The following is a 21,970-nucleotide window of genomic DNA, read 5'->3' as shown; positions in this document are numbered from 1 at the left end:
CTTAGCTTAGCTTAAAATATAACTCGAAGACATATCTTAAAAAAATATGAGCTTAAGCTTAGTAGACGTAGCTAATACTAAGTTAACTCACGGCACACCGTACAGCGTTCATCGAGGCGATAACCCATCAGCCGTTGCTGCATGCGGCTACCATCCCATAATAACAGCTTGCCTGCTAGCGGGTTCTTACTCAAGCCTAAATATTGTAAGGCAGCATTAGCCTGTAAGCTACCCATAATTGCGGTGGTACTAGCTAGCACCCCTGAATTGGCACAAGTTCGCTCATCTGCTGTTTGCTCAGCCTGATCACTAGCGGCTGCATTAGCAACCGTAGCATCACCAAATACACAATGGTAACAGCCAGTATTTAATTGCGGCTCAAATAGTGCCAACTGTCCCTCCATTGCTATGGCTGAGGCAGATAATAATGGAATTTTATAGCGCACACTAATGCGATTGATGATATCACGAGTAGCAAAATTATCAGTGCAGTCTAATAGCAAATCAGGGAAGCCTAAAGCCATATCAAGTAGCTCATAAGCATTGTCTATGCTGAGACGCGCGACGGTTCCAAAAGCCTTTATCAACGGGTTAATAGTGTTTAACATCTTCGCTGCAGTCAAAGCTTTGGCTTGACCAATATCTTCTGGCAAAAACAAAGTCTGACGCTGTAAGTTACTGGCCTCAATCACATCGTCGTCTATTAGATGTAGTTGCCCAACACCTGCCCGTGCTAGGGTTTCTGCAGCAGGACAGCCAAGGCCACCAGCGCCAATCATCACAATACGTGCAGCCTTTAGGCGCAGCTGAGCGTCAATATCCCAACCATCGAGCAATATCTGCCGAGTATAGCGAAGTAGTTCATCATCGGTTAGCGACTGATTATCTGTTGACTGCATCATATTGAGTACCAAAGCTAATAATAAAACAGCTAATCTTCTAAGCTTGACTAAAAAACTGTACTGAAAAAACGGACTTAAAGTGTGTCGTTAACAGGGATTTTCCAAAAAAGTAGTTAACGGGCAAGCTGCCCAAGTGTCACCCTATCGTTACCGCCAAAATCCTTAACGGTTCGCACGCTATCAAAGCCGCTATCAATCAACAATTGGCGCACAGCTAATCCTTGATCAAAACCATGCTCGATAGCTAGTAGACCACCCAGTTGTAGATATTTCGGGGCCTGTTGTACTATATGCTCTATATCTGCCAAACCCTTATTGGCCGCACTCAAAGCACTGATTGGTTCTGCCTGCAAGCGGGCTAAATGCTCATCGGCTTCATCGATATAAGGGGGGTTGGAGACGATAACATCAAACAGCTGGCTGGCCTCAGTAGACAGTTCACTATACCAGCTACTAGGTACAAACTTGATATTGTCGATCCTGTTTAGCTGAGCATTAGCAGTAGCTACTTTTAGCGCCTCTAGCGAGAGATCAACGGCCACAACTTGCCAGTTGGCTTGCTTTAATTCGTAAGCCAAACTAATAGCAATACACCCTGAACCCGTACCTAAATCAAGTAGTCGTTTCGGCATTACTGTATTAGCTTGCGTATTTGCAGGATTAATCTTGTGCTGTGCATTTATCCAGTCAAGCACTTGCTCAACCAAAACCTCAGTATCTGGTCTTGGGATCAGGGTATGCTCATTAACTTGGAAGCTAAGCGACCAAAACTCCTGCTGACCCGTTAGATAAGCTAGTGGTATGCCCTGCTCCATCTTAGTCACGCCAGCATTAAATTGGTCAAGCTCGCTAGCTGTCAGCTGATAGTGGTCATCATTGATCAAAAATAACGCTGGCTTATCGATGACATAAAGCAGCCAATCAGTAAGCCAAAACGATGGCACAGCTAACGCTTTAGCTGTGCTTGCCGCCTGCTGTTTGATTTGCTGAACGTTAAGCATAGTCATAGTTGGCTCTTAACTACTGAATAGTTAATGTTAATATTTCTCTTAAGGTTGCTATAGATATTCATATAGATATCTAGGTTGATATCCACATGAATATCTATAGCAATAATGAGCTACTCTGATGCTCGCGGTGGCTCATTAGTTTTGGTCAATAAAGAGTCTTCATCACCATAGATATCATCGTTTTCGCCGATCACAATATGCTTATCGACCAGATAGACAATCAGCAAGATAGGTACCCCTATCAGCGCGGTAAAGGTGAAGAAAAATGGATAGCCCAAGTTATCCACGATGGCTCCTGAGTAGCCACCAAACACTTTAGGCAGTAGCGTCATTAATGAGGAAAAAATCGCATATTGCACGGCAGTAAAGCGGATAGAGGTCAGAGCGGATAAGAAAGCAATAAACACCGCACTAGCCAGACCAGCCGCTAAGTTATCAAAGATCACTGCCGTATACATCACTGGTAAACTGCCCGGATGATAGGTCAAAACCACAAACAGCATATTACTAACCGCCGCTAAAATAGCACCGATCATCATCGCCTGCATCATACGTATCTTTTGTGCCAAGATACCGCCTAAAAAGCCACCAGCAATGACCATAATGACGCCGACTAACTTCACAGCTGTAGCGATATCGGTCTTACTAAAGCCCATATCTTGATAGAAAACGTTAGACATGATACCAGCGACGATATCAGAAACACGGTACAGACCAATCAAGGCCAATAGTAATAAGGCCTTTTTACCATAGCGGCGGAAGAAATCGACGATAGGCTCAATCCAAGTAATATAAGCCATTTGCTTATTCACTAGACCTAGCATGACCAATAGATAGCCGACCAGTAACGACACCCCTAGGCTTGAGAGCATACGAATGACTTCGTATAAAAATGCGACTGCCACATTTTCACTATCAGGCAGTATCTGTCCTGTATAGATAAACATCATGACAAAAGCTGAAACGGCTAAGACGAATACAAAAACTAGGCGGCCATAATCACTCGCTTTTTGCTCAATACGTACTTGGGTACTAATAGGCTCTTTAATTACCAGAGTCGTCACTATGCCGACACCCATCACAGCCGCCATAATCCAATAAGTATTGCGCCAAGCTTCATAACTATATAGAGCTTCCGTTGAGCCGAAATAGTCAGCTAAATATAACGCCCCTGCGCCCGCAAAAATCATGCCTAAACGATAGCCTGCGGTATACATCGCTGATAAGACCGACTGCAAACTCGGCGGTGCTAATTCAATACGATAGGCATCAACCACGATGTCTTGAGTGGCCGATGAAAACCCGAGCAAAACTGCCCCTACTGCCATGTAGGTCAACATATCGTCATTAATAGGATTGACGCTGGCCATAATGCAAATAGCACCAATAATCAGCACTTGCGACACCAACATCCACGCCCGTCTGCGCCCTAACCACTTCGTCAATATAGGCAATGGTACGGCATCGATAAGCGGCGCCCAAATAAACTTAAAAGAATAGCCTAATGCCGCCCAACTAAAAGTCGTAACCACACCACGTTCTATACCCGCCTCACGTAGCCATAACGATAGACTTGAGAAAATTAGTAGAATCGGAATACCGGCGGCAAAGCCTAAAAACAACATGATAATAGCGCGGCGATCAAGATAAGCTTTAGTAGCCTCAGACCAAGACTTTTTGGCGGCTATGCTAGGGGTATTAGCAGGTGGGGTTGCAGACATAATAACTCACCAAAAATTAAAACAAAGAACACAACAGGCGTAACTTTTATCATCTACTCATTATCTATGAGATGATTATACTAATGATAAAACAACTGACGCTGCACTAAGAAAACAGGACTTATGACAAAATTGAATTATGGTACTTGAGAACGCTTATTTTGACTAGACTTTATAGCGATATATTTGCACTCGCAAGCTTAATAAAAGCTCTATTTGTGTTTTATCTATCATAGTCGTAACACCATGTAGCCTAAACTTGCGCAAATGTTGATGGTCACCTTTCATCTCGATCTATTCCGAAGTAACAACTAAGCCAGCATTTTAGACAATAACTATTCTCTAAACAACGATTGATAATTTAAAACATATAATTATTATATATTAGTTTTATAAATCGAAATAACTCTATAATATGTAATGATCGATAACGATAGTGACTCAGGCTATTTTTTATTAAAGTAGCCTATTTAATTTTCACAAAGGAGAAGGCAGATGAGTAATTCGACCTCTAACGATACTAGCAGCAATACCGCCTACAATCTTGGCGATGGCCAAGGTCCGACCATACATAGTGAAAACGTTGATCAATCACAAGCCCCGCAACGCCCTAGCATGGGTGGCTGTCCAGTTATGCATCAAGCCCATACCACTCACGCCTCTGCAGCAACAGACTGGTGGCCTAATGCCCTGAATTTAGATATCTTACATCAGCAAGATCACAAAACAAACCCAATGGGTGCTGACTTTGATTATGCAGAAGCGTTTAAACAGTTAGATCTAGAAGCAGTGAAACAAGACCTTAAAGATTTGATGACTGACTCGCAACAGTGGTGGCCAGCAGATTGGGGACATTATGGCGGTCTAATGATTCGTATGGCTTGGCATTCAGCTGGTACTTATCGTAACTCAGATGGTCGTGGTGGTGCGAGCACAGGTAATCAGCGTTTTGCCCCCCTTAACAGCTGGCCGGATAACGTCAACTTAGATAAAGCTCGTCGTTTGCTTTGGCCAATGAAGAAAAAATACGGTAATAAATTGTCTTGGGCCGATCTTATGATTTTAGCCGGTAACATGGCTTATGAATCAATGGGCTTCAAAACTTTAGGTTTCGCTGGTGGTCGTGCTGATATTTGGCATCCAGAAAAAGATATCTATTGGGGTTCTGAACGTGAATGGCTCGCTGCAACTGAAAATCGCTATGACGATGATAGTGTGCGTACCTCACTTGAAAACCCACTAGCTGCGGTACAAATGGGTCTAATTTATGTTAACCCTGAAGGTGTTGATGGCAATCCTGATCCGCTAAAAACGGCGCAAGATATCCGCACTACATTTGCGCGTATGTCGATGAATGATGAAGAGACTGTGGCTTTAACTGCTGGTGGTCACACCGTTGGTAAATGTCATGGTAACGGCGATGCTACTGTCCTAGAAGATGAGCCAGAAGCTGCTGATATCAATGAGCAAGGTCTAGGCTGGCGTAACCCGAACGGTAGTGGCAACGCAGGCGATACCGTCTCTAGTGGTATCGAGGGCGCTTGGACGACTCATCCTACCCAATGGGATTATGAGTACTTCGAACTGCTATTCAATCATAACTGGGAGCTAACCAAGAGTCCAGCAGGCGCATGGCAGTGGGAACCTACTGATATTAAAGAAGAAGACAGACCTTTAGATGCTCATGATCCTAGCATACGCCGCAACCCTATCATGACTGATGCCGATATGGCGATGATCAAAGATCCTGCTTATCGTAAGATTTCAGAGAACTTTCATCAAAACCCAGAATACTTCGATGAAGTATTTGCTAAAGCTTGGTTTAAATTGACTCACCGTGATTTAGGGCCAAAGTCACGTTATCTAGGTGCTGACGTCCCAGCTGAAGATTTTATCTGGCAAGATCCTATCCCAGCAAGTAACGCTGACTTGAGCGCTGACGATATCGCCAACCTAAAAGCAGAAATTTTGGCAAATATCGACAGTGAGACTTTTAGTCGTCGTGAACTAATCATCACGGCTTGGGATAGCGCTCGTACTTTCCGTGGTTCTGACATTCGTGGCGGTGCCAATGGTGCTCGAATTAGCTTAGCACCCCAAAAAGACTGGGTCGCTAATGAGCCTGAGCAATTGCAACGTGTGCTTGCAGCTTTGACTAACATTCAGACTGCATTTAGCAAAGAAGTCAGTTTAGCCGACCTTATCGTATTAGCCGGTAACACTGCTATTGAGCAAGCAGCCGCTGAAGCTGGAGTAGAGACTAGCATACCGTTCACTGCTTGGCGTGGCGATGCAACTGATGAGATGACTGATAGTGAGTCATTTGACGACCTTGAGCCTCGCCATGATGGCTACCGCAACTGGGTAAAAGAAGACTATGCGGTGTCGCCTGAAGAGATGTTACTTGATCGTACTCAGTTGATGGGACTTACTGCGCCTGAAATGACCGTACTTATCGGTGGTATGCGTGTCCTAGATACTAACTATGCTCATAAGCAGCATGGGGTATTCACTGATCGTGCTGGCGTGCTTAGCAATGATTTCTTCGTTAACTTAACGGATATGAATCTTACTTGGCATCCCCTTAATAACACTAGTGAGGCAAGCCATACGGCCAACTTGTATGAAGTACGCGAGCGTGGTACTGGTGAAGTTAAATGGCAAGCTACTCGTGTCGACTTAGTGTTTGGCTCTAACTCTATTTTGCGTTCTTACGCTGAATTATATGCCCAAGACGACAACTTAGAAAAATTTGTCAATGACTTCACTAAAGCTTGGAACAAAGTAATGAATGCCGATCGTTTTTAATCAATAGCACTCGGTTACTACTCAACGTTAACTAAAACAGCCACCTTACTTAAGGGGGCTGTTTTTTTATTAAAAAGTTTCTCTGAGTACTGCTTAGCTTGGAACATTAACCTTTTTAACAGCTAATCCTAATATCTTATATTCCATAATAATATAAGCAGATATCTTTTTATTATATACAAGAATAATAACTTTGTTTTACACTAGGCGCTGGTTAGGTTTTGCTCAAAGGGTATGCAACACTCTACCCTCAACCTACTGCAAGATATTAATAGTTGCTGATAGGCATCAATTTAACAAGCATCAATAGCTACTATAGCCGTTAATAAGCACCGATTAACAACCACTATTTTATAAGAAATAATCAACAAGCACTAATTAATAGGAAGTAACATGGCAATCGATGTAGTAGTCAATCAGCGGCATCTACAGATTCAACTTAAGCAGTTGGAGACGGTATGGCATACGGTCATCAATGGCTATAATCTAAGCCAAGCCGCCATAGTGCTGCACACCAGTCAATCGAGCTTGTCTAAGCATATTGCTGCGCTAGAGAACCAACTCAAAACTGAGGTATTCGTTCGTCAAGGCAAACGGCTTACTGGCCTGACCACTATGGGTACTGCCCTGCTACCCCATATTGAAGCCATATTTGCTGAAATACGTACCATTGAGAACTTGAGCCTTGATTTTAATAACCCTAATACGGGTACTTTAACGATTGCCACTACTCATACCCAAGCACGCTATGTATTACCGCAAGTGGTTAAAGAGTTTAAAGCGCGCTTTCCTAAGGTAAATCTAATACTACAACAAGCCGATCCCGAGACTATCGCCCAAATGGTTATTCGTGGCCAAGCTGATATTGGTATCGCTACTGAATCTTTACTGCATAATAATTATCTACGCTGCTATCGTTATTATGATTGGTCACATCGTATTATTTTGCCTAATGACCATGAGCTTGCAGGGGCTGAGAGTATTGACTTGCCGACGCTCGCCAGTTATCCAATCGTCACTTATCATGGCGGCTTTACAGGTCGCGGAGCTATTGATAAAACCTTTGAAGCAGCTGGGTTAGAGCCTGATATTGTACTAGCGGCGCTCGACGCAGACGTGATTAGTACTTATGTAGGGCTGGGCTTAGGGATTGGTATTATCGCTGAAATGGCCTTTGAGCCTAGTCATTACCATAACCTCACTGCTATTCCAGTTGATCACTTTGGCCGCTTTACTAGTTGGATGGCGGTGCGTGATGATGCCGAAATTCGTCAATATGGACGTGCTTTTATAGAGCTCTGTCAAAAGCAATTTGATCATAAAGATGAGATTCAATAGCTGATACTTGGGTAGCTATTAATGCCCTATACGCGGCTAATGCTAAAACTTAAGGTCTCACTATTTATTGATAGTGAGACCTTTTTTTAATATTTATAAGCTGCGTACTGTAAAACCTTAATATAGAAATCGCTTAAATGAGTCACTGCAGCCTATTAATTTATGAAATCTTATTAAGAATTGTTATCATAATGAACCCTGTCCTTTATATCTATAATAACTGCCCCATTATGTTAAGGGTCAAGCGCTCAAAGCTCTCAATAGACGGTATATCAAAGACCGCCACAATAAGCTAGGAAACGCTTTTAATCCCATAACAATGTCATCACTATTATCTGGTGGAAACTGACATTACAAAAACAGGTAAGTTATGAACACTACTATCCCTTTATCCTTTTTAGACTTAGCCCCTGTACCAACCGGTAGCACCATCGCTGACGGTATAGCGCAAACTGTTGAAATTGCCAAAAAATCTGAGCAGGTTGGCTTAAACCGCTATTGGATGGCGGAACATCATAATATGGCTGGTATTGCTAGTGCAGCTACTTCAGTCTTGCTATCACATATTGGTAGCCAAACTAAAAGTATTCGCATCGGCTCCGGCGGTATCATGCTGCCAAACCATGCACCTTTAGTAGTCGCCGAGCAGTTCGGCACTCTAAAAGCACTATATGGTGATCGTATCGATTTAGGTCTGGGCCGGGCACCTGGTACTGACGGCGCTACTTTTCAAGCATTACGTCGGCAGATGAGCGATGCTGAGCGTTTCCCTAATGACGTTCAAGAATTATTATATCTACTAGGCGATGATACTGATGACAGTCCAGTACAAGCCTTTCCTGGCGCCAAATCGAATATACCGCTCTGGATTTTGGGCTCGTCATTATTTGGCGCAACTTTAGCCGCACATTTAGGACTACCGTACGTTTTTGCCTCACATTTTGCCCCGCAAATGCTAGAGCATGCTATCACCGCTTATCGTGAACAGTTCCAACCTTCAGCTTATCTTAGTAAGCCTTATGTAATGCTAGCGGCTAATCTATTACTAGCTGATGATGACGCTACTGCGAACTATCACTTTAGCTCAGCGCAGCAAAGCTTCGTACGCTTGCGTCGCAATGAGCGTGGACAAATGCCTAAGCCAGTACACGACATGGATAGTATTTGGAGTGCAAGTGAAAAAGCAATGGTAGATAGTGCGTTATCAGTATCCTTTGTCGGTTCAGTGGCAACTGTACAGCCCAAACTTGCTGATTTTATAGCCAAATATCAGCCTGACGAGTTGATTGTCACAGCGAATATTTATGATCAAGCAGCACGCCTACACTCGCTTGAACTTATACCGATGCTAAACTTATTTACTTTACACTCTCCTGTCGCCGCAGCATAATCAGTAGTCAATGATCAACAACCTAATAGATGATCAGCAATAACCAGCAGTCAAAGTCTTATAGTAAATTTTTGGCATGACTGATGTGCTAAGATTTTGGCTGCTGATAGCGAGATTGGGCGACACGCCTAATAATACATAATCGAGCACAGTCAAGGGTAGCTCAAGACGCTCATGCTGCCCCACCTAAGCAATATGCCCCCGCTGCATCACCTCAATGATCGACTGGCCTTGCAGCCTAATCTGCCCATCATTAGTTAGTCTCGATCCTGTATTTAAATGCAGACTATAGTGGCCGTATCTTTGATGAGCAGCCTAGGTATGAATATAACTTAAAAGGTATGCAGCAGTTATATGCGAAAAATCGGCTTTATGTTATTACTAGCGACTGCCAAACCCTACTCTTAAAGCTATAAGATGGCAGCTAAAACAAAAAAACCAGTATCGTTATTGAGTGCGATACTGGTTTTTACTAATAGGGATCTGTATTAAGCCCCGACTTGCCTGTTCTATAAGCGCTACATTAGCCCAAAGCCGCGCAATATAGCGGCACCAATCGCCATACCAAACATGCCAATTACCGTAGTAAATCCTAAAATATTAGCCGCCAAGGTATCGTTACCACCCATTGCTTTGGCCATGACATAGCTGGCGGCGGCAGTGGGTGACGCTACCATCAAAAATAATACCCCCATATGCACCCCAGATAATCCAAAGCCTAACCCGACTGCGATCGCTAATAGAGGTGCAACTACAATACGACCCACACTAGCCTGCATGGATAATCCTGAAGGGCTAAGCATAGCCTTCAAATCAATACTGGCCCCTGCACAAATCAATGCTAAAGGTAACGCTACAGCAGCCAGCAACTCACCAGTAGTATGGATAACGCCCGTTATAGGCGGTAACGCTAGGGCTTTATAGGCAAAAGCCGCTAGCAAGGCAATCATTAGCGGATTAGTTGCTAACTTTTTAGCAATCATTAGGCCACGACTGCTCCAAGTGTCATCAACACTTTTGGACACCCGACTCAAAGTAATCACTGCTAAAATATTAAATAATATAGTTACGATGCCCATATAGACGGCACCGATACTTAATCCTATTTCGCCATAAGCATTAGTCACAGTAGCTAGACCGATAATGGCCATGTTACTGCGGAAAATACCTTGAACAAAAACCCCTTGGTCAGCAGGCGCATTAATGAAGCGCTTGGCATAAGCCTCGGAGCCAAAAAACAGAATAAAGGTAATAATAATACCAGCAATGATCAGAGTCACTTGTTTGGCATAATCAACTTCACTATCAACCACACTGAAGAATAATAAGGCTGGCAGGCAATAGTTAAAGACAAAACCTGATGCTTGGTCAATGAAGGCTTGACTGGCTTGTCCTTTGCGACGCATAAAAAAACCCAACCCCATTAGAGCAAGGTTGGGCAGTACAATAGTAATCGCAAAAATAATAGCAGCGGTCATATATAGGCCCAGATCAATAAGGTAGCTTACCATATAAAATAAAAGTATAAAAAAGCCATCGTTACTGATAACTGGACTGAGTACTAAAAAGCGTAGACGCTAAATACTAGCTTGGCGCAGTAGTAACTATAATTGACTCTAATAAATAATGCGCCTTTATCATAACGATAAAGACGCACTCTATGCTACCATTATTAGGCTTTTATTAAGACCCTAAAGCAGCTTTGGCTTTTTTCTGTTTTTTGACAGTCATCGCCAGCAATTGAATAGCGGCTGGTGTCACGCCACTTACTCGGCTAGCCTGCGCTAAAGTTGCCGGACGTACTTGGCTTAGCTTTTGTACCACTTCATTGGACAAGCCTGACACTACGCTATAGTCAAAATCTACTGGTAGCGCCGTGTTCTCAAGGCGTTTCATCTGCTCGATGTCTTCTTGTTGACGGTCAATGTAGCCGGCATATTTGACCGATATTTCGATCTGCTCACCGACTTGGGTGGCCACTTGGGAATCAGTGATAGTCGCGATATCAGCGAAGTGTATTTGGGGGCGCTTGAGCAAATCATAAGCAGTTGATTCTTTCGATAGTACTTCACCAGTCTGCTCAGTAACTTGCTTGCCTAACGCATTGCTTGGCGTTGCCCACATGTCTTTTAAACGCGCTGTTTCAGTACTGATAGCGTCCATTTTTTCTTCATAAGCTTGCCAGCGTGTATCATCGACTAAGCCTAATTTTCGACCAATTTCTGTCAAACGCTGATCGGCGTTATCTTCACGTAGCAGTAGACGATATTCAGCTCGGCTAGTAAACATCCGATACGGCTCAGTAGTCCCATGAGTGATTAGATCATCGACTAGCACACCTAAATAAGCTTGATCACGACGCGGGGTCCAAGTATCGAACTCGCTATTATTGCTAGTCACTAAGGCTGCGTTAGTTCCTGCCAGTAGCCCTTGCACGCCAGCCTCTTCATAGCCAGTAGTGCCGTTGATTTGACCGGCGAAGTACAGTCCATCGATAGACTTAGTCTCTAAGGTTGGCTTTAGGTTTTGTGGATCAAAGTAGTCATATTCAATGGCATAGCCCGGACGTGTAATATGGGCATTCTGTAGGCCTTTCATACTATGAATAAACTCTAGTTGCACATCGAACGGCAAGCTAGTTGAGATACCATTTGGATATAGCTCATGAGTAGTTAAGCCTTCAGGCTCGATAAATATCTGATGGCTGTCTTTATCTGCAAAGCGATGTATCTTGTCTTCGATAGACGGGCAGTAGCGTGGCCCTACGCCTTCGATTTTGCCCGAAAACATCGGCGAGCGATCTAAATTTTCACGAATGATGTCGTGAGTACGCGCGTTAGTATGCGTAATATAACAATTGACTTGTTGTGGGTGCATGGAGACATCGCCCATATAACTCATCACTGGCAATGGGGTATCGCCAGGCTGAACGCTCATCACACTAAAATCAACACTACGCGCATCAATACGTGCTGGCGTGCCGGTTTTGAGACGGCCTACTGGCAGCTTTAGTTCACGCAAACGATCGGCAAGCTTAATGGAGGGCTGATCCCCTGCTCGTCCGCCTTTTGAGTTCTCTAAACCAATATGTATTACCCCGCCTAGGAAAGTTCCTGTGGTCAAAACAACGGTTTCCGTTTTGAAGATAATACCAGTAGAAGTCACTACTGCGGTGGCACGACCGTTTTCTACTAAAATATCATCAGCGGCTTGCTGGAATATATCGAGATTGGCTTGATTCTCCAAAGTATGACGGATAGCAGCTTTGAATAGGACGCGATCGGCCTGCGCACGGGTCGCTCGTACCGCAGCACCTTTACGACTGTTCAATACTCGAAACTGAATACCAGACTTGTCAGTAGCTAGTGCCATAGCGCCACCAAGCGCATCGATTTCACGCACTAGATGCGATTTTCCGATACCGCCAATAGCGGGATTACAGCTCATCTGCCCAAGCGTCTCAATATTATGAGTCAATAGCAAAGTCTGCGCCCCCATACGTGCAGCCGCTAATGCCGCTTCTGTTCCGGCATGACCACCACCGATCACTACCACATCGTAAATTTTTGGGTATTGCATGTTTGCCTCGCTTGATTGGCTATACAGTATTACTATAAAGTCCAGCCATTATTTAGCTGATACCTTATTGAGTATTAGATAAGCGTCAATCGTATGTAAAAAATAGATAACCGTTAATTATAGCAATTTTTGTCACTATACTGGTAATAACTATAAGACTGATTATAAAAACTATCTTTATAGCAAACCGTATGTAATAGACAGCATGATTATGGAGCAGTAGCAGAATAAACCTTCGTAGCAAAAATCTCAGCGCTATAACTGATATCGCCCTAAACTATAGCGCTATGAACCATAACTTGTTAAATCATAGCAGTGTAAACAACACCCTTATAATTTAGTCATTAAAAATCATTGCTGTTATCAGTCTCATCAAAGCCATTACTTATACCAGTGCCCATAGACGCCACGCTATCCGGTTGACTGGCCACCATATGCTGGCTGCCATAACCTTCAGGATTAATTTGTAAATAAGCGTTCATCTGACCTATAGCATCACCATCATCACTTAGCAAAATTTGTGCTTTAATGATATCAACTGGCGGAAAAGGTAAATTTTTCAACAGAGCTAAGCGTTGCTGATTATCACCCTTATCAACGACCATCTCGATTAGCTGACGCACATCAATAGGTAGGTCTGGTGTACTCTGAGCTAGCAAAGCCAAATGATAAGCGCCCGCTGCATCTTGATCGGCAACCACTCGACGTTCAATCGCTAAATAAGTGGCTTCAGTTGCACCGCCTGCTACGCTGAGCTGATGAATACATTTTAGTGCTGAATTCGCTTCATTATCAGCAATATCAATGATGCGTGTTGAATCCAGTTTTAGCCGTTCACGTCGAATCTCTATAGCTTGTTGCGCGCTATCGTCTTGAGTATTAGCTTGGTGCTCACTAGCTTGGCTAGTCATATCAGTAGTTTGGTTAGTCATTGATGCCTCTTATTATTCATTCTGTGTTAATGCACTAATTATCTTATGGCCTATATGGGGTTATAAGCCATAAAAACAATAAACCCTGCCAGCTTGCTGATCAATAGCAAAAAGCCCAAGCAATCATTAGCAGATTACTTGGGCTTACTACAGATTGCTTAGACTTAATACTTAGGTGTGTCACTTGTGATAAGTTTTATTAATTCTTAAAAAACAGCTATTCAAGTATTATAAAACCCACAAACAGCTTCCCTGCTAAAATTAAGCAGCTGGGCTGTTAGCTTCAACTAAAGGCTTAAGCTCGCCCGATTGATACATTTGCAAGATAATATCAGAACCACCCATCAATTCACCATCAATCCACAATTGTGGAAAAGTTGGCCAGTTAGCCACTTTAGGTAAAGTTGCACGAATTTCTGGGTTCTCTAAAATGTTTACGAAGGCAAATGGACGACCGATCTGAGTCAACACTTCGATAGAACGCGCTGAAAAGCCACATTGCGGAAATTGTGGCGTGCCTTTCATGTACAAGATAACTTTATTGTCTTTAATTTGATCACGGATCAATTGTTCGACATCATTTGCAGCAGTATTTGGGGTCTGTTCGCTCATAAAAGCTCCTATCGGTTAGACGGTTTGTTAAAAGTAATAGTATTTAAAAAATTTTAAAGCTGAAAATTTAGAAAACAAATTTAAAGACGCTATTCAAAGGCTGTATTTAAAGGCTATGTTTAAACGCCATGTTTAAAGTCTAATTGAGCTATTGCTGATAGATGAGGCAGTCATTACCCTATTACAAGCACTAGGCCATTGATTTGTCTGTATCAAGCAAACCACAGCTCATTTTTATTTGGCTATTGATCATTTTTTATCAATAGTACCACGGCATTGGCCATTATGCCCTCTTGGCGACCAGTAAAGCCTAACTTTTCGCTGGTAGTCGCCTTAACGCTAATACAGGAGATATCTGTCTGTAAGTCGCTGGCAATGTTAGTGCGCATAGCTTGGTTGTGAGGAGCAATTTTTGGCCGCTCACAGATAATCGTAATATCAGCATTACCCAAACGATACCCTGCCGCTGCTATTTTGCCATAGACATAACGTAGTAATACCCGCGAATCCAAACCAGCATGCGCCATATCAGTATCAGGAAAGTGTTGACCGATATCGCCTAGCGCCAAAGCACCAAGCAAAGCATCAGCTAGTGCATGTAGTACCACATCGCCATCAGAGTGTGCCAACAAGCTGTGGCTGTGTTCAATCGCCACCCCTGCCAGCATTACCTGCTGCTGCTGCTCACCATTATTATAAAAAGCGTGAACATCGATACCTTGACCGATTTTTATCATGATAACTCCAAAGTTTAGCAAAACTATTAACAAACTTCTAAAGCCGTTAGTAAATTTATAAAACGATTACACGGCTCAGCTCGTCAGTTGTTTTAATTAACTGCTATAATATGACGCTTATTTTATCATACGTTGTTGAGTGCACTATGTCAGCTACCCAAAATTTTTGTTCTCATGCTCCTCTAACCTTAAGCAATATTGCTAACCCAACAGCCACACGAGTTATCGTTGGTATGTCAGGCGGGGTTGATTCCTCTGTATCTGCAGTATTGTTACAGCAAGCCGGTTTTATCGTCGAAGGGCTGTTTATGAAAAACTGGGAAGAGGACGACGGTAGTGAATACTGCACAGCGATGGACGACTTAGCGGATGCTCAGTCTGTCTGCGATAAGATCGGCATCAAGCTGCATACCGCTAACTTTGCTATGGAATATTGGGATCGTGTCTTTGAGCACTTTTTAGCGGAGTATAAAGCTGGTCGCACCCCTAATCCTGATATCTTATGCAATAAAGAGATTAAGTTCAAAGCCTTTTTGGACTACGCCTTAACCCTTGGCGCTGATTATATTGCCACTGGTCATTATACTCGTCGCAGTGTCAATTATACCAACAGCAATGGGATTGAAGTTGCGCAGTTATTACGTGGCTTAGATAACAATAAAGACCAGAGTTACTTTTTGCATGCGGTTGGTGGCGATAAACTTGCCAAGACATTGTTCCCCGTTGGTGAGCTTGAAAAGCCAGTTGTCCGTCAAATCGCTGAACAGCATGATTTGATTACGGCTAATAAAAAAGACTCTACTGGTATTTGTTTCATTGGTGAACGTCGGTTTAAGGACTTTTTACAGCAGTACTTGCCAGCACAAAAAGGCGAGGTGGTCACTGATGATGGTCACGTCATAGGCACTCATGATGGACTGATGTATTACACTTTAGGTCAGCGCGGTGGCATCGGTATCGGCGGTGTGAAAGACCGCCCAGAAGAGCCGTGGTTTGTATTGGCAAAAGACTTAGATAACAATCGTCTTATCGTCGGTCAAGGCCATGAACACTCAATGATGATGAGTACTCAGTTACAGGCTTATAAGCTTGATTGGGTTGATGGTCTACCGCCTGCTGCTATCTTCAGTGCTGAAGGTTTACCTTGTATGGCAAAATCACGCTATCGTCAACCAGACCAAGCCTGCCGAGTTTTCGCTACTAACGCTGATGGTAGCGAGGTAAAGGTAGTATTCGATGAGCTCCAGCGTGCCGTCACCCCAGGTCAGTCAGCGGTATTTTATATCGATGAAGTGTGCTTAGGCGGTGGAGTGATTGCCTCTATTAATGCGCCTCGCCACCTCTAAAGCCAATTATAGAAGCGCAATACTAGCTACTGACCAAAAAAAGCCATAACCCGCTTTAATCCTCAGTTTTTTGTGCTAACTCTTGTTATAATCATCTGCCAAAACCTCACAACCGCACCATAAATTGTTTCACTTACTTTTAATTGAAAGGTATTGCTATGACTACCCCTTTATCTGCCTTGACTGCCCTCTCTCCAATCGATGGCCGCTATGCATCGAAAGCTGACAGTCTCCGTCCTTATTTGTCTGAATTCGGTCTTATTAAAGCTCGCGTTACTGTTGAAATTCGTTGGTTGCAGTCGTTAGCTGATAATAATGCAATCGGCGAATTAGCCGCTTTTGATACCGCTACTAATGCCTTTTTGAATGCTATCGTTGATAACTTTAGTGAAGAAGATGCACAAGCAATCAAAGATATCGAAGCAACAACCAATCACGATGTCAAAGCAGTTGAGTACTTTATAAAAGATAAATTCCGTGGCCAAGCAGCGCTAAACGATTCTCTAGAGTTTATTCATTTCGCTTGTACTAGCGAAGATATCAATAACTTGTCTTATGCCTTGATGCTTAAAGACAGCCGTAGCATCGTGTTAGACAAAATGCAGCAAATGATTGATAGTATTGTCGATTTAGCGATTACGCATGCCGACCAACCTATGCTGTCACGTACGCATGGTCAAACCGCTAGTCCTACCACTTTAGGTAAAGAGATGGCCAACGTCGCTTATCGTTTGGCTCGTCAAATCAAACAGATCGAAAAAGTTGAATTATTAGGTAAAATTAATGGTGCAGTAGGTAATTATAATGCCCATTATTCGGCATATCCTGATGTTGACTGGCAGTCTCATGCTGAAGCCTTTATAGATGAGCGTTTGGCATTGACTTTCAACCCGTATACTACTCAGATTGAGCCGCATGACTATATCGCTGAATTGTTCGATGCTATTAAGCGCTTCAACACAATTCTGATCGATTTTAACCGTGATATTTGGCAGTATATTAGCTTAGGCTATTTCAAACAGCGTCTAAAAGAAGGTGAAGTGGGCTCCTCTACTATGCCGCATAAAGTAAACCCTATTGACTTTGAAAACTCAGAAGGCAATCTAGGGGTAGCTAATGCCATGCTGGCTCATTTGGGCGAAAAATTACCTATCTCACGGATGCAGCGTGATTTGTCAGATTCGACAGTATTACGTAATATCGGTGTCGGTCTAGCCCAAAGTATGATCGCCTATGATGCTTGCCTAAAAGGCGTCAGTAAGCTTGAGCTCAATGCACAACGTTTAGATAGCGATCTTGATCAAGCGCAAGAAGTACTAGCAGAACCGATTCAAACCGTTATGCGCCGCTACCGTGTTGAAAACCCTTATGAGAAGCTAAAAGCATTGACTCGTGGTAATGCTATGACTCGTGAAGCGATGCTAACTTTCGTCGAAAGCGATGAGCTATCTGCGGTGAGTGCTGAGGATAAAGCTCGCCTTCGTGCCCTAACACCTGCCACTTATATCGGTAATGCCGCTGAACAAGCACGTACTATTAAAGAGTGGATTGCTAAGCTATAGACAACCCAATAGCAGGCCAAATGAGTCGATCCTCAAAGGCGGTAGTGATAAGCAGCATTATGGTAGTAATCATAATGCTGCTGGCCAGTATCGAGCCATTAGAATGGTCGAGCTACTTGCTACATCAAGCAGGTACCTTAGTGTTTTTAGCTATGCTATTGGCGCTGTATCGTTACTGGCAAATAACTTCGCGAGCCTATGTGCTCGCGACTTTTTTTTTGTTAATTCATATTGTCGGGGCACGCTACTTGTATTCGTACGTACCTTATGATGAGTGGACACAGCAGTTATTCAACATAAAGCTAAGCACACTATTTGGCTGGCAACGTAATATGTACGATCGCTTAGTGCATTTCAGCTACGGCTTATTATTATTTAGCGCAATGTATCAAAGCCTACAACACTTACTGAAAATACCATCGCCAAAGCAATTGATCGTCATTGCTTTAATGCTCAATATGTCTACTAGCTTACTCTATGAGCTTTTTGAATGGGGTATCGCCACTACTCTATCGCCAGATGCCGCTGAAGCCTATAATGGTCAACAAGGGGATGTTTGGGATGCGCATAAGGATATGGCACTAGCCTTAGCTGGTGGTATTATTGCAGCGATTTTTTATGCTAAGCGCCTAAGAGTAAACACCATAAATAAGTACCCATAAAGCCTATAGCACTGGTCATTAGTCTTACTCCTTATCGTGCTTTTTACTACTGTCACCAGGGATAATGGCCTTACCAACGGCTACCGTGCCTTTGGCAATACCTTTAGTGGTTTTATAAGCCACTTTTACTGGTACAGTGACTAACTTGTGTACACAAGCTTGTAGGAAAAACAGGCTAGCAATTATGGCGATAATCTGTAATTTTTTCATGAGCTTCTTACTGTAAGTAGAATAATAAGCAATCATAAACTATTAAAATATTTTTCTAAAGCAAAGCTAGCATTTTTATGCAAATAGTTGTTTTTTAACCCCTTAAATAATACGGATTTATTAATGAGCTCTTTAAAATTATGCTTGCCTGACTCGATAACCCCAAAGCAGTTTTTAAGTGACTACTGGCAAAAAAAACCGTTACTAATTAGACAAGGTTTGCCGCAGCTCATAGCTATGTTTGAACCTGATGATATTTTGAACTTGGCACTAGATGAAGATGCTACGGCTAGATTATTAACTCAGCAAGCATCCCCTTCATCAGCCTCCACTAGCCTCAAAAATGGTGACCCTGATAAACAAAACCATGCTCAATGGCAAGTAAAGAAAAGTCCTTTAAGCGCCGCGGACTTTGATGGCTTGCCAGAGCAATGGACAGTGCTAGTACAGAACCTCGAGCAATGGTCGCCTGAGCTTGGCCAGTTGTGGCAAGCTTTTGACTTCATTCCGCAGTGGCAGCGTGATGACATCATGGTATCTTACGCTCCTAAAGGCGGGTCAGTAGGTAAGCATTATGATGATTACGATGTATTTTTAGCACAAGGCTATGGCTCTAGACGCTGGCAATTAGGTAAGTTCTGTGATGAGCATACTGAGTTCGTCGAAGGTGAGCCTATTCGTATCTTTGATGATATGGGTGAGATAATATTTGATGAAGTTTTAGCTGCTGGTGATGTGTTATACGTACCGCCTAAGCTAGCTCATTTTGGCTTAGCAGAAGATGACTGCCTTACTTTTTCATTTGGCTGTCGCCGTCCGAATCTGATGCAAATCATCGATAGCTTAGCTGATGTAGCCACTAATGATAGCAAGCTGTTTATTCCGATGTTATTACCACAAACCGTGCAGGTGTCAGGTGAATTGCAAGCCGCTAGTATTGAGGCTATTACCGCTCAATTACTACAGCTACTGCAGTCAGACTTGGGTGCTGATATCATTCGGCAAGCCGTCTGCGAAGTAGTCAGTAAGCGTCAATACGATGTGCTGGTTCCAGAAGAAAGCTTAACTACTGATGAGCTGATACAAGCCTTAGCTGAAGGGGCGACCTTACAAGCTGACTATAGTAATCGGCTTCTTTATAACAAAGCTGGCACTAAGCCACACAATGGTTTAGTGACGTTATACGCTAATGGTCAACGACTTGACGGCTTGGATGAAACCGCAACTAAGCTTTTAATGCGCTTAGCGGATGGTGAAGTTATTAAAGAAGATGACGTAAATGATGTTGATGCTGACGAGTTAATGGAATGGTTAGACAATGGGTGGATATGGCTAGATTATCCAGAGTAATGTCACTTAGCGGCTGTTAGATTGAGCTTATACACCCTAAGAACCCGATGACTAGAGATGATAGACGCTAGACATCGGGTTTTTTATCGGCTATTACTAGCTTGAATGACAGCAATATTCATTTGATTACAGTAAGAAAAAATACGCCCACAGCCCTACGATCACCGTACAAATGATATTAAGAACTACCCCAACACGTATCATCTCGGTCTGCTTAATCAGCCCAGTACCGAACACAATGGCATTGGGTGGCGTGGCCACAGGTAGCATAAAGGCACAAGAAGCACCGATACCTATGATTAATACTAACACCTCTTTTGGTAAGCCCATCTGTTGAGAAATAGCTGCAAATACTGGGACTAGTAAAGCGGCTGATGCAGTATTTGAGGCAAACTCTGTTAAGAATATAATAAATCCCGATACGGCAATCATAACCACAATGATAGGCGATGCTGCTAAGGCATTAGCGACTGTAGTACCTAATACTAGCGATGCACCTGAAACCTCCAGCACTGTGGATAAAGCAATACCACCACCGAACAGCATAAGCACGCCCCAGTCCGTATTATCAGACACCTCTTTCCATGAGACTAACCCTAAGCTGACAACCGCTGCTGCTGCCGTTAGGGCAACGAGAGCATCGGTATCGGTAATATCCAATGCCGCGCCAATCTTCTTGGAGAATATCCAGCTCAATGCCGTCACTATAAATACGATAATGGTCACTACGCGCGGCTTAGTCCAAGCAATAGGCTCAGCTTCAGTAAGCGTGACCTTACGCTTAAGGTTAGGTTTGAGTACTACGTACATCGACCCTATCACCACTGGCAATAGTACCAACATAATAGGAATGCCAAATTTCATCCAGTCAATAAAGGTGATATCCAGCGCCTTAGCAGCGATAGCATTGGGAGGGGAACCGACGATAGTCCCTAACCCTCCTAAGCTGGCAGAATAAGCGATACCTAGGAGCACAAATACAAAAGTACCTCGGTCTTCTTCGCGGTCAACTTGAGTCAAAATACCTAAGGCTAAGGGCAACATCATAGCAGCAGTAGCGGTATTAGAAATCCACATTGACAAGAATGCAGTGACCCCAAATATCAAAAATACTGCAGTGCCCAGCTTACCTCCTGACAGTGACAAGATCTTTAGCGCAATCTTTTTATCCAGCTGTTGGACATGCAAAGCTGCTGCTAGGGCGAAGCCACCAAAAAACAGATATATAATGGGACTAGCGAAACTCTGCAAACCTATTTTAGCATCGAAATCTGGTATACCGATTAGGGCACCAATCACTATCACTAGTAATGCGGTAATAGTCACGTGCAAGGCTTCAGTTAGCCACAGCACACCAATGAAAAACAGTAAAGCTAGCCCTTTATTGGCACTATCATCGTAAGGTAATACATTATAAATGAGTATACTAATGATCGCTGCTATCGCTACAACTATTAGGCCTTTACCTGTGCCTTTAGGAAAGGTGTCGGTAAATAAATATCCAGCGCCATCATCAGGAAGATGGCTATCTAATTTTTGCTCTGACATAAGATATCCTTATTGTGCAAAGAGGGTTCATTAGGAATAAGGGATGAAAAATATATAAAAACCCAAAAAGGCTAGCTGGTTTTAGCTATAACTCTATCCCTCTGTGCTGTCATACACTTTACCATTACCAAAGGCTTATAGTCAAGTCTCTATAAAATCGATACAGCCCATATCATGAAACAGTTTAGGCAGATTATTCTCCATCCATCCTTGGCGCAGAAACTTTGCTTGTGCCCATTTCTTTTCAATGGGATTGAGATCAG

At 43.1% G+C, this 21,970-nt stretch carries 17 protein-coding genes; 7 read left to right on the top strand and 10 right to left on the bottom strand.

All coding sequences use genetic code 11. From position 1 onward, the window contains the following. Positions 1–77 precede the first annotated feature (77 nt). From JMY09_RS06540 to JMY09_RS06530, 3 genes are all read right to left on the bottom strand, one after another. Positions 78–902, bottom strand: a complete 825-nt coding sequence (locus JMY09_RS06540) for a HesA/MoeB/ThiF family protein (protein ID WP_379606672.1) — start codon at positions 900–902, stop codon at positions 78–80. Between the two features lie 113 nt (positions 903–1,015). After that, a complete protein-coding gene (gene prmC / locus JMY09_RS06535) occupies positions 1,016–1,903 on the bottom strand; it encodes a peptide chain release factor N(5)-glutamine methyltransferase (RefSeq protein WP_379606680.1) in 888 nt (295 codons plus the stop codon). A 119-nt stretch (positions 1,904–2,022) separates the two neighbouring features. Then, entirely contained in the window at positions 2,023–3,633 is a 1,611-nt protein-coding gene (locus JMY09_RS06530) for an AmpG family muropeptide MFS transporter (RefSeq protein WP_201622794.1), read from the bottom strand. Positions 3,634–4,248: 615 nt separating this feature from the next. On the opposite strand from JMY09_RS06530, the gene katG reads away from it, so the two are divergent. From katG to JMY09_RS06515, 3 genes are all read left to right on the top strand, one after another. After that, positions 4,249–6,441 (top strand): catalase/peroxidase HPI, encoded by a 2,193-nt coding sequence (gene katG / locus JMY09_RS06525; RefSeq protein ID WP_227677210.1) that lies wholly within the window; start codon positions 4,249–4,251, stop codon positions 6,439–6,441. 393 nt (positions 6,442–6,834) lie between these two features. Then, positions 6,835–7,779, top strand: coding sequence for a LysR substrate-binding domain-containing protein (locus JMY09_RS06520; protein WP_201622792.1), 945 nt, complete (start codon positions 6,835–6,837; stop codon positions 7,777–7,779). A 370-nt stretch (positions 7,780–8,149) separates the two neighbouring features. Beyond that, positions 8,150–9,169 (top strand): LLM class flavin-dependent oxidoreductase, encoded by a 1,020-nt coding sequence (locus JMY09_RS06515; protein ID WP_201622791.1) that lies wholly within the window; start codon positions 8,150–8,152, stop codon positions 9,167–9,169. Positions 9,170–9,687: 518 nt separating this feature from the next. On the opposite strand, the gene JMY09_RS06510 is transcribed toward JMY09_RS06515, so the two are convergent. The 5 genes from JMY09_RS06510 to ispF form a co-directional block, all read right to left on the bottom strand. Further along, the gene (locus JMY09_RS06510) at positions 9,688–10,647 is read right to left on the bottom strand and encodes an AEC family transporter (protein WP_201622790.1); all 960 of its coding nucleotides are present in this window, start codon (positions 10,645–10,647) and stop codon (positions 9,688–9,690) included. 205 nt (positions 10,648–10,852) lie between these two features. Further along, positions 10,853–12,748 carry a tRNA uridine-5-carboxymethylaminomethyl(34) synthesis enzyme MnmG gene (mnmG, locus tag JMY09_RS06505; RefSeq protein ID WP_201622789.1) on the bottom strand — a complete coding sequence of 632 codons (1,896 nt, stop codon included), beginning with the start codon at positions 12,746–12,748 and terminating at the stop codon, positions 10,853–10,855. A gap of 344 nt (positions 12,749–13,092) precedes the next feature. Beyond that, positions 13,093–13,680, bottom strand: coding sequence for a hypothetical protein (locus JMY09_RS06500; protein ID WP_379606673.1), 588 nt, complete (start codon positions 13,678–13,680; stop codon positions 13,093–13,095). A gap of 261 nt (positions 13,681–13,941) precedes the next feature. After that, a complete protein-coding gene (grxD, locus tag JMY09_RS06495; RefSeq protein WP_201622788.1) occupies positions 13,942–14,292 on the bottom strand; it encodes a Grx4 family monothiol glutaredoxin in 351 nt (116 codons plus the stop codon). 242 nt (positions 14,293–14,534) lie between these two features. Beyond that, complete coding sequence (ispF, locus tag JMY09_RS06490; protein WP_201622787.1) at positions 14,535–15,029, bottom strand: 2-C-methyl-D-erythritol 2,4-cyclodiphosphate synthase; 495 nt, start codon at positions 15,027–15,029, stop codon at positions 14,535–14,537. Positions 15,030–15,175: 146 nt separating this feature from the next. Here ispF and mnmA point away from each other — a divergent pair, with 146 nt between their 5' ends. The 3 genes from mnmA (at position 15,176) to JMY09_RS06475 (ending at position 18,599) form a co-directional block, all read left to right on the top strand. Beyond that, positions 15,176–16,375 carry a tRNA 2-thiouridine(34) synthase MnmA gene (gene mnmA, locus JMY09_RS06485; RefSeq protein ID WP_201622786.1) on the top strand — a complete coding sequence of 400 codons (1,200 nt, stop codon included), beginning with the start codon at positions 15,176–15,178 and terminating at the stop codon, positions 16,373–16,375. A 158-nt stretch (positions 16,376–16,533) separates the two neighbouring features. Further along, a complete protein-coding gene (purB, locus tag JMY09_RS06480) occupies positions 16,534–17,937 on the top strand; it encodes an adenylosuccinate lyase (protein WP_201622785.1) in 1,404 nt (467 codons plus the stop codon). Positions 17,938–17,957: 20 nt separating this feature from the next. Further along, entirely contained in the window at positions 17,958–18,599 is a 642-nt protein-coding gene (locus tag JMY09_RS06475) for a DUF2238 domain-containing protein (protein WP_201622784.1), read from the top strand. A 24-nt stretch (positions 18,600–18,623) separates the two neighbouring features. Here the strand turns inward: JMY09_RS06475 and JMY09_RS06470 are convergent, their stop codons facing one another. Next, positions 18,624–18,809 (bottom strand): NF038104 family lipoprotein, encoded by a 186-nt coding sequence (locus JMY09_RS06470; protein WP_201622783.1) that lies wholly within the window; start codon positions 18,807–18,809, stop codon positions 18,624–18,626. A 123-nt stretch (positions 18,810–18,932) separates the two neighbouring features. Between JMY09_RS06470 and JMY09_RS06465 the strand changes: the two genes are divergently transcribed. Next, positions 18,933–20,159 carry a cupin domain-containing protein gene (locus JMY09_RS06465; RefSeq protein ID WP_201622782.1) on the top strand — a complete coding sequence of 409 codons (1,227 nt, stop codon included), beginning with the start codon at positions 18,933–18,935 and terminating at the stop codon, positions 20,157–20,159. Positions 20,160–20,285: 126 nt separating this feature from the next. Here JMY09_RS06465 and JMY09_RS06460 read toward each other — a convergent pair whose 3' ends face one another. Further along, positions 20,286–21,707 (bottom strand): SLC13 family permease, encoded by a 1,422-nt coding sequence (locus tag JMY09_RS06460; protein WP_201622781.1) that lies wholly within the window; start codon positions 21,705–21,707, stop codon positions 20,286–20,288. Between the last annotated feature and the right edge of the window lie 263 nt (positions 21,708–21,970).

This window comes from Psychrobacter urativorans (genome assembly GCF_904846695.1).
Lineage (GTDB): Bacteria > Pseudomonadota > Gammaproteobacteria > Pseudomonadales > Moraxellaceae > Psychrobacter > Psychrobacter urativorans.
This window is presented reverse-complemented; position numbering and strand designations above follow the sequence as displayed.

Bases quoted from the DNA above. Each gene is read 5' to 3' on its own strand.
- JMY09_RS06515 (WP_201622791.1), top strand. From the start codon at position 8,150: ATGAACACTACTATCCCTTTATCCTTTTTAGACTTAGCCCCTGTACCA.
- JMY09_RS06520 (WP_201622792.1), top strand. From the start codon at position 6,835: ATGGCAATCGATGTAGTAGTCAATCAGCGGCATCTACAGATTCAACTT.
- mnmG (WP_201622789.1), bottom strand. From the start codon at position 12,748: ATGCAATACCCAAAAATTTACGATGTGGTAGTGATCGGTGGTGGTCAT.
- mnmA (WP_201622786.1), top strand. From the start codon at position 15,176: ATGTCAGCTACCCAAAATTTTTGTTCTCATGCTCCTCTAACCTTAAGC.
- katG (WP_227677210.1), top strand. From the start codon at position 4,249: ATGGGTGGCTGTCCAGTTATGCATCAAGCCCATACCACTCACGCCTCT.
- JMY09_RS06465 (WP_201622782.1), top strand. From the start codon at position 18,933: ATGAGCTCTTTAAAATTATGCTTGCCTGACTCGATAACCCCAAAGCAG.
- JMY09_RS06470 (WP_201622783.1), bottom strand. From the start codon at position 18,809: ATGAAAAAATTACAGATTATCGCCATAATTGCTAGCCTGTTTTTCCTA.
- JMY09_RS06530 (WP_201622794.1), bottom strand. From the start codon at position 3,633: ATGTCTGCAACCCCACCTGCTAATACCCCTAGCATAGCCGCCAAAAAG.
- JMY09_RS06540 (WP_379606672.1), bottom strand. From the start codon at position 902: ATGATGCAGTCAACAGATAATCAGTCGCTAACCGATGATGAACTACTT.
- grxD (WP_201622788.1), bottom strand. From the start codon at position 14,292: ATGAGCGAACAGACCCCAAATACTGCTGCAAATGATGTCGAACAATTG.
- prmC (WP_379606680.1), bottom strand. From the start codon at position 1,903: ATGCTTAACGTTCAGCAAATCAAACAGCAGGCGGCAAGCACAGCTAAA.
- JMY09_RS06500 (WP_379606673.1), bottom strand. From the start codon at position 13,680: ATGACTAACCAAACTACTGATATGACTAGCCAAGCTAGTGAGCACCAA.
- ispF (WP_201622787.1), bottom strand. From the start codon at position 15,029: ATGATAAAAATCGGTCAAGGTATCGATGTTCACGCTTTTTATAATAAT.
- JMY09_RS06510 (WP_201622790.1), bottom strand. From the start codon at position 10,647: ATGACCGCTGCTATTATTTTTGCGATTACTATTGTACTGCCCAACCTT.
- purB (WP_201622785.1), top strand. From the start codon at position 16,534: ATGACTACCCCTTTATCTGCCTTGACTGCCCTCTCTCCAATCGATGGC.
- JMY09_RS06460 (WP_201622781.1), bottom strand. From the start codon at position 21,707: ATGTCAGAGCAAAAATTAGATAGCCATCTTCCTGATGATGGCGCTGGA.
- JMY09_RS06475 (WP_201622784.1), top strand. From the start codon at position 17,958: ATGAGTCGATCCTCAAAGGCGGTAGTGATAAGCAGCATTATGGTAGTA.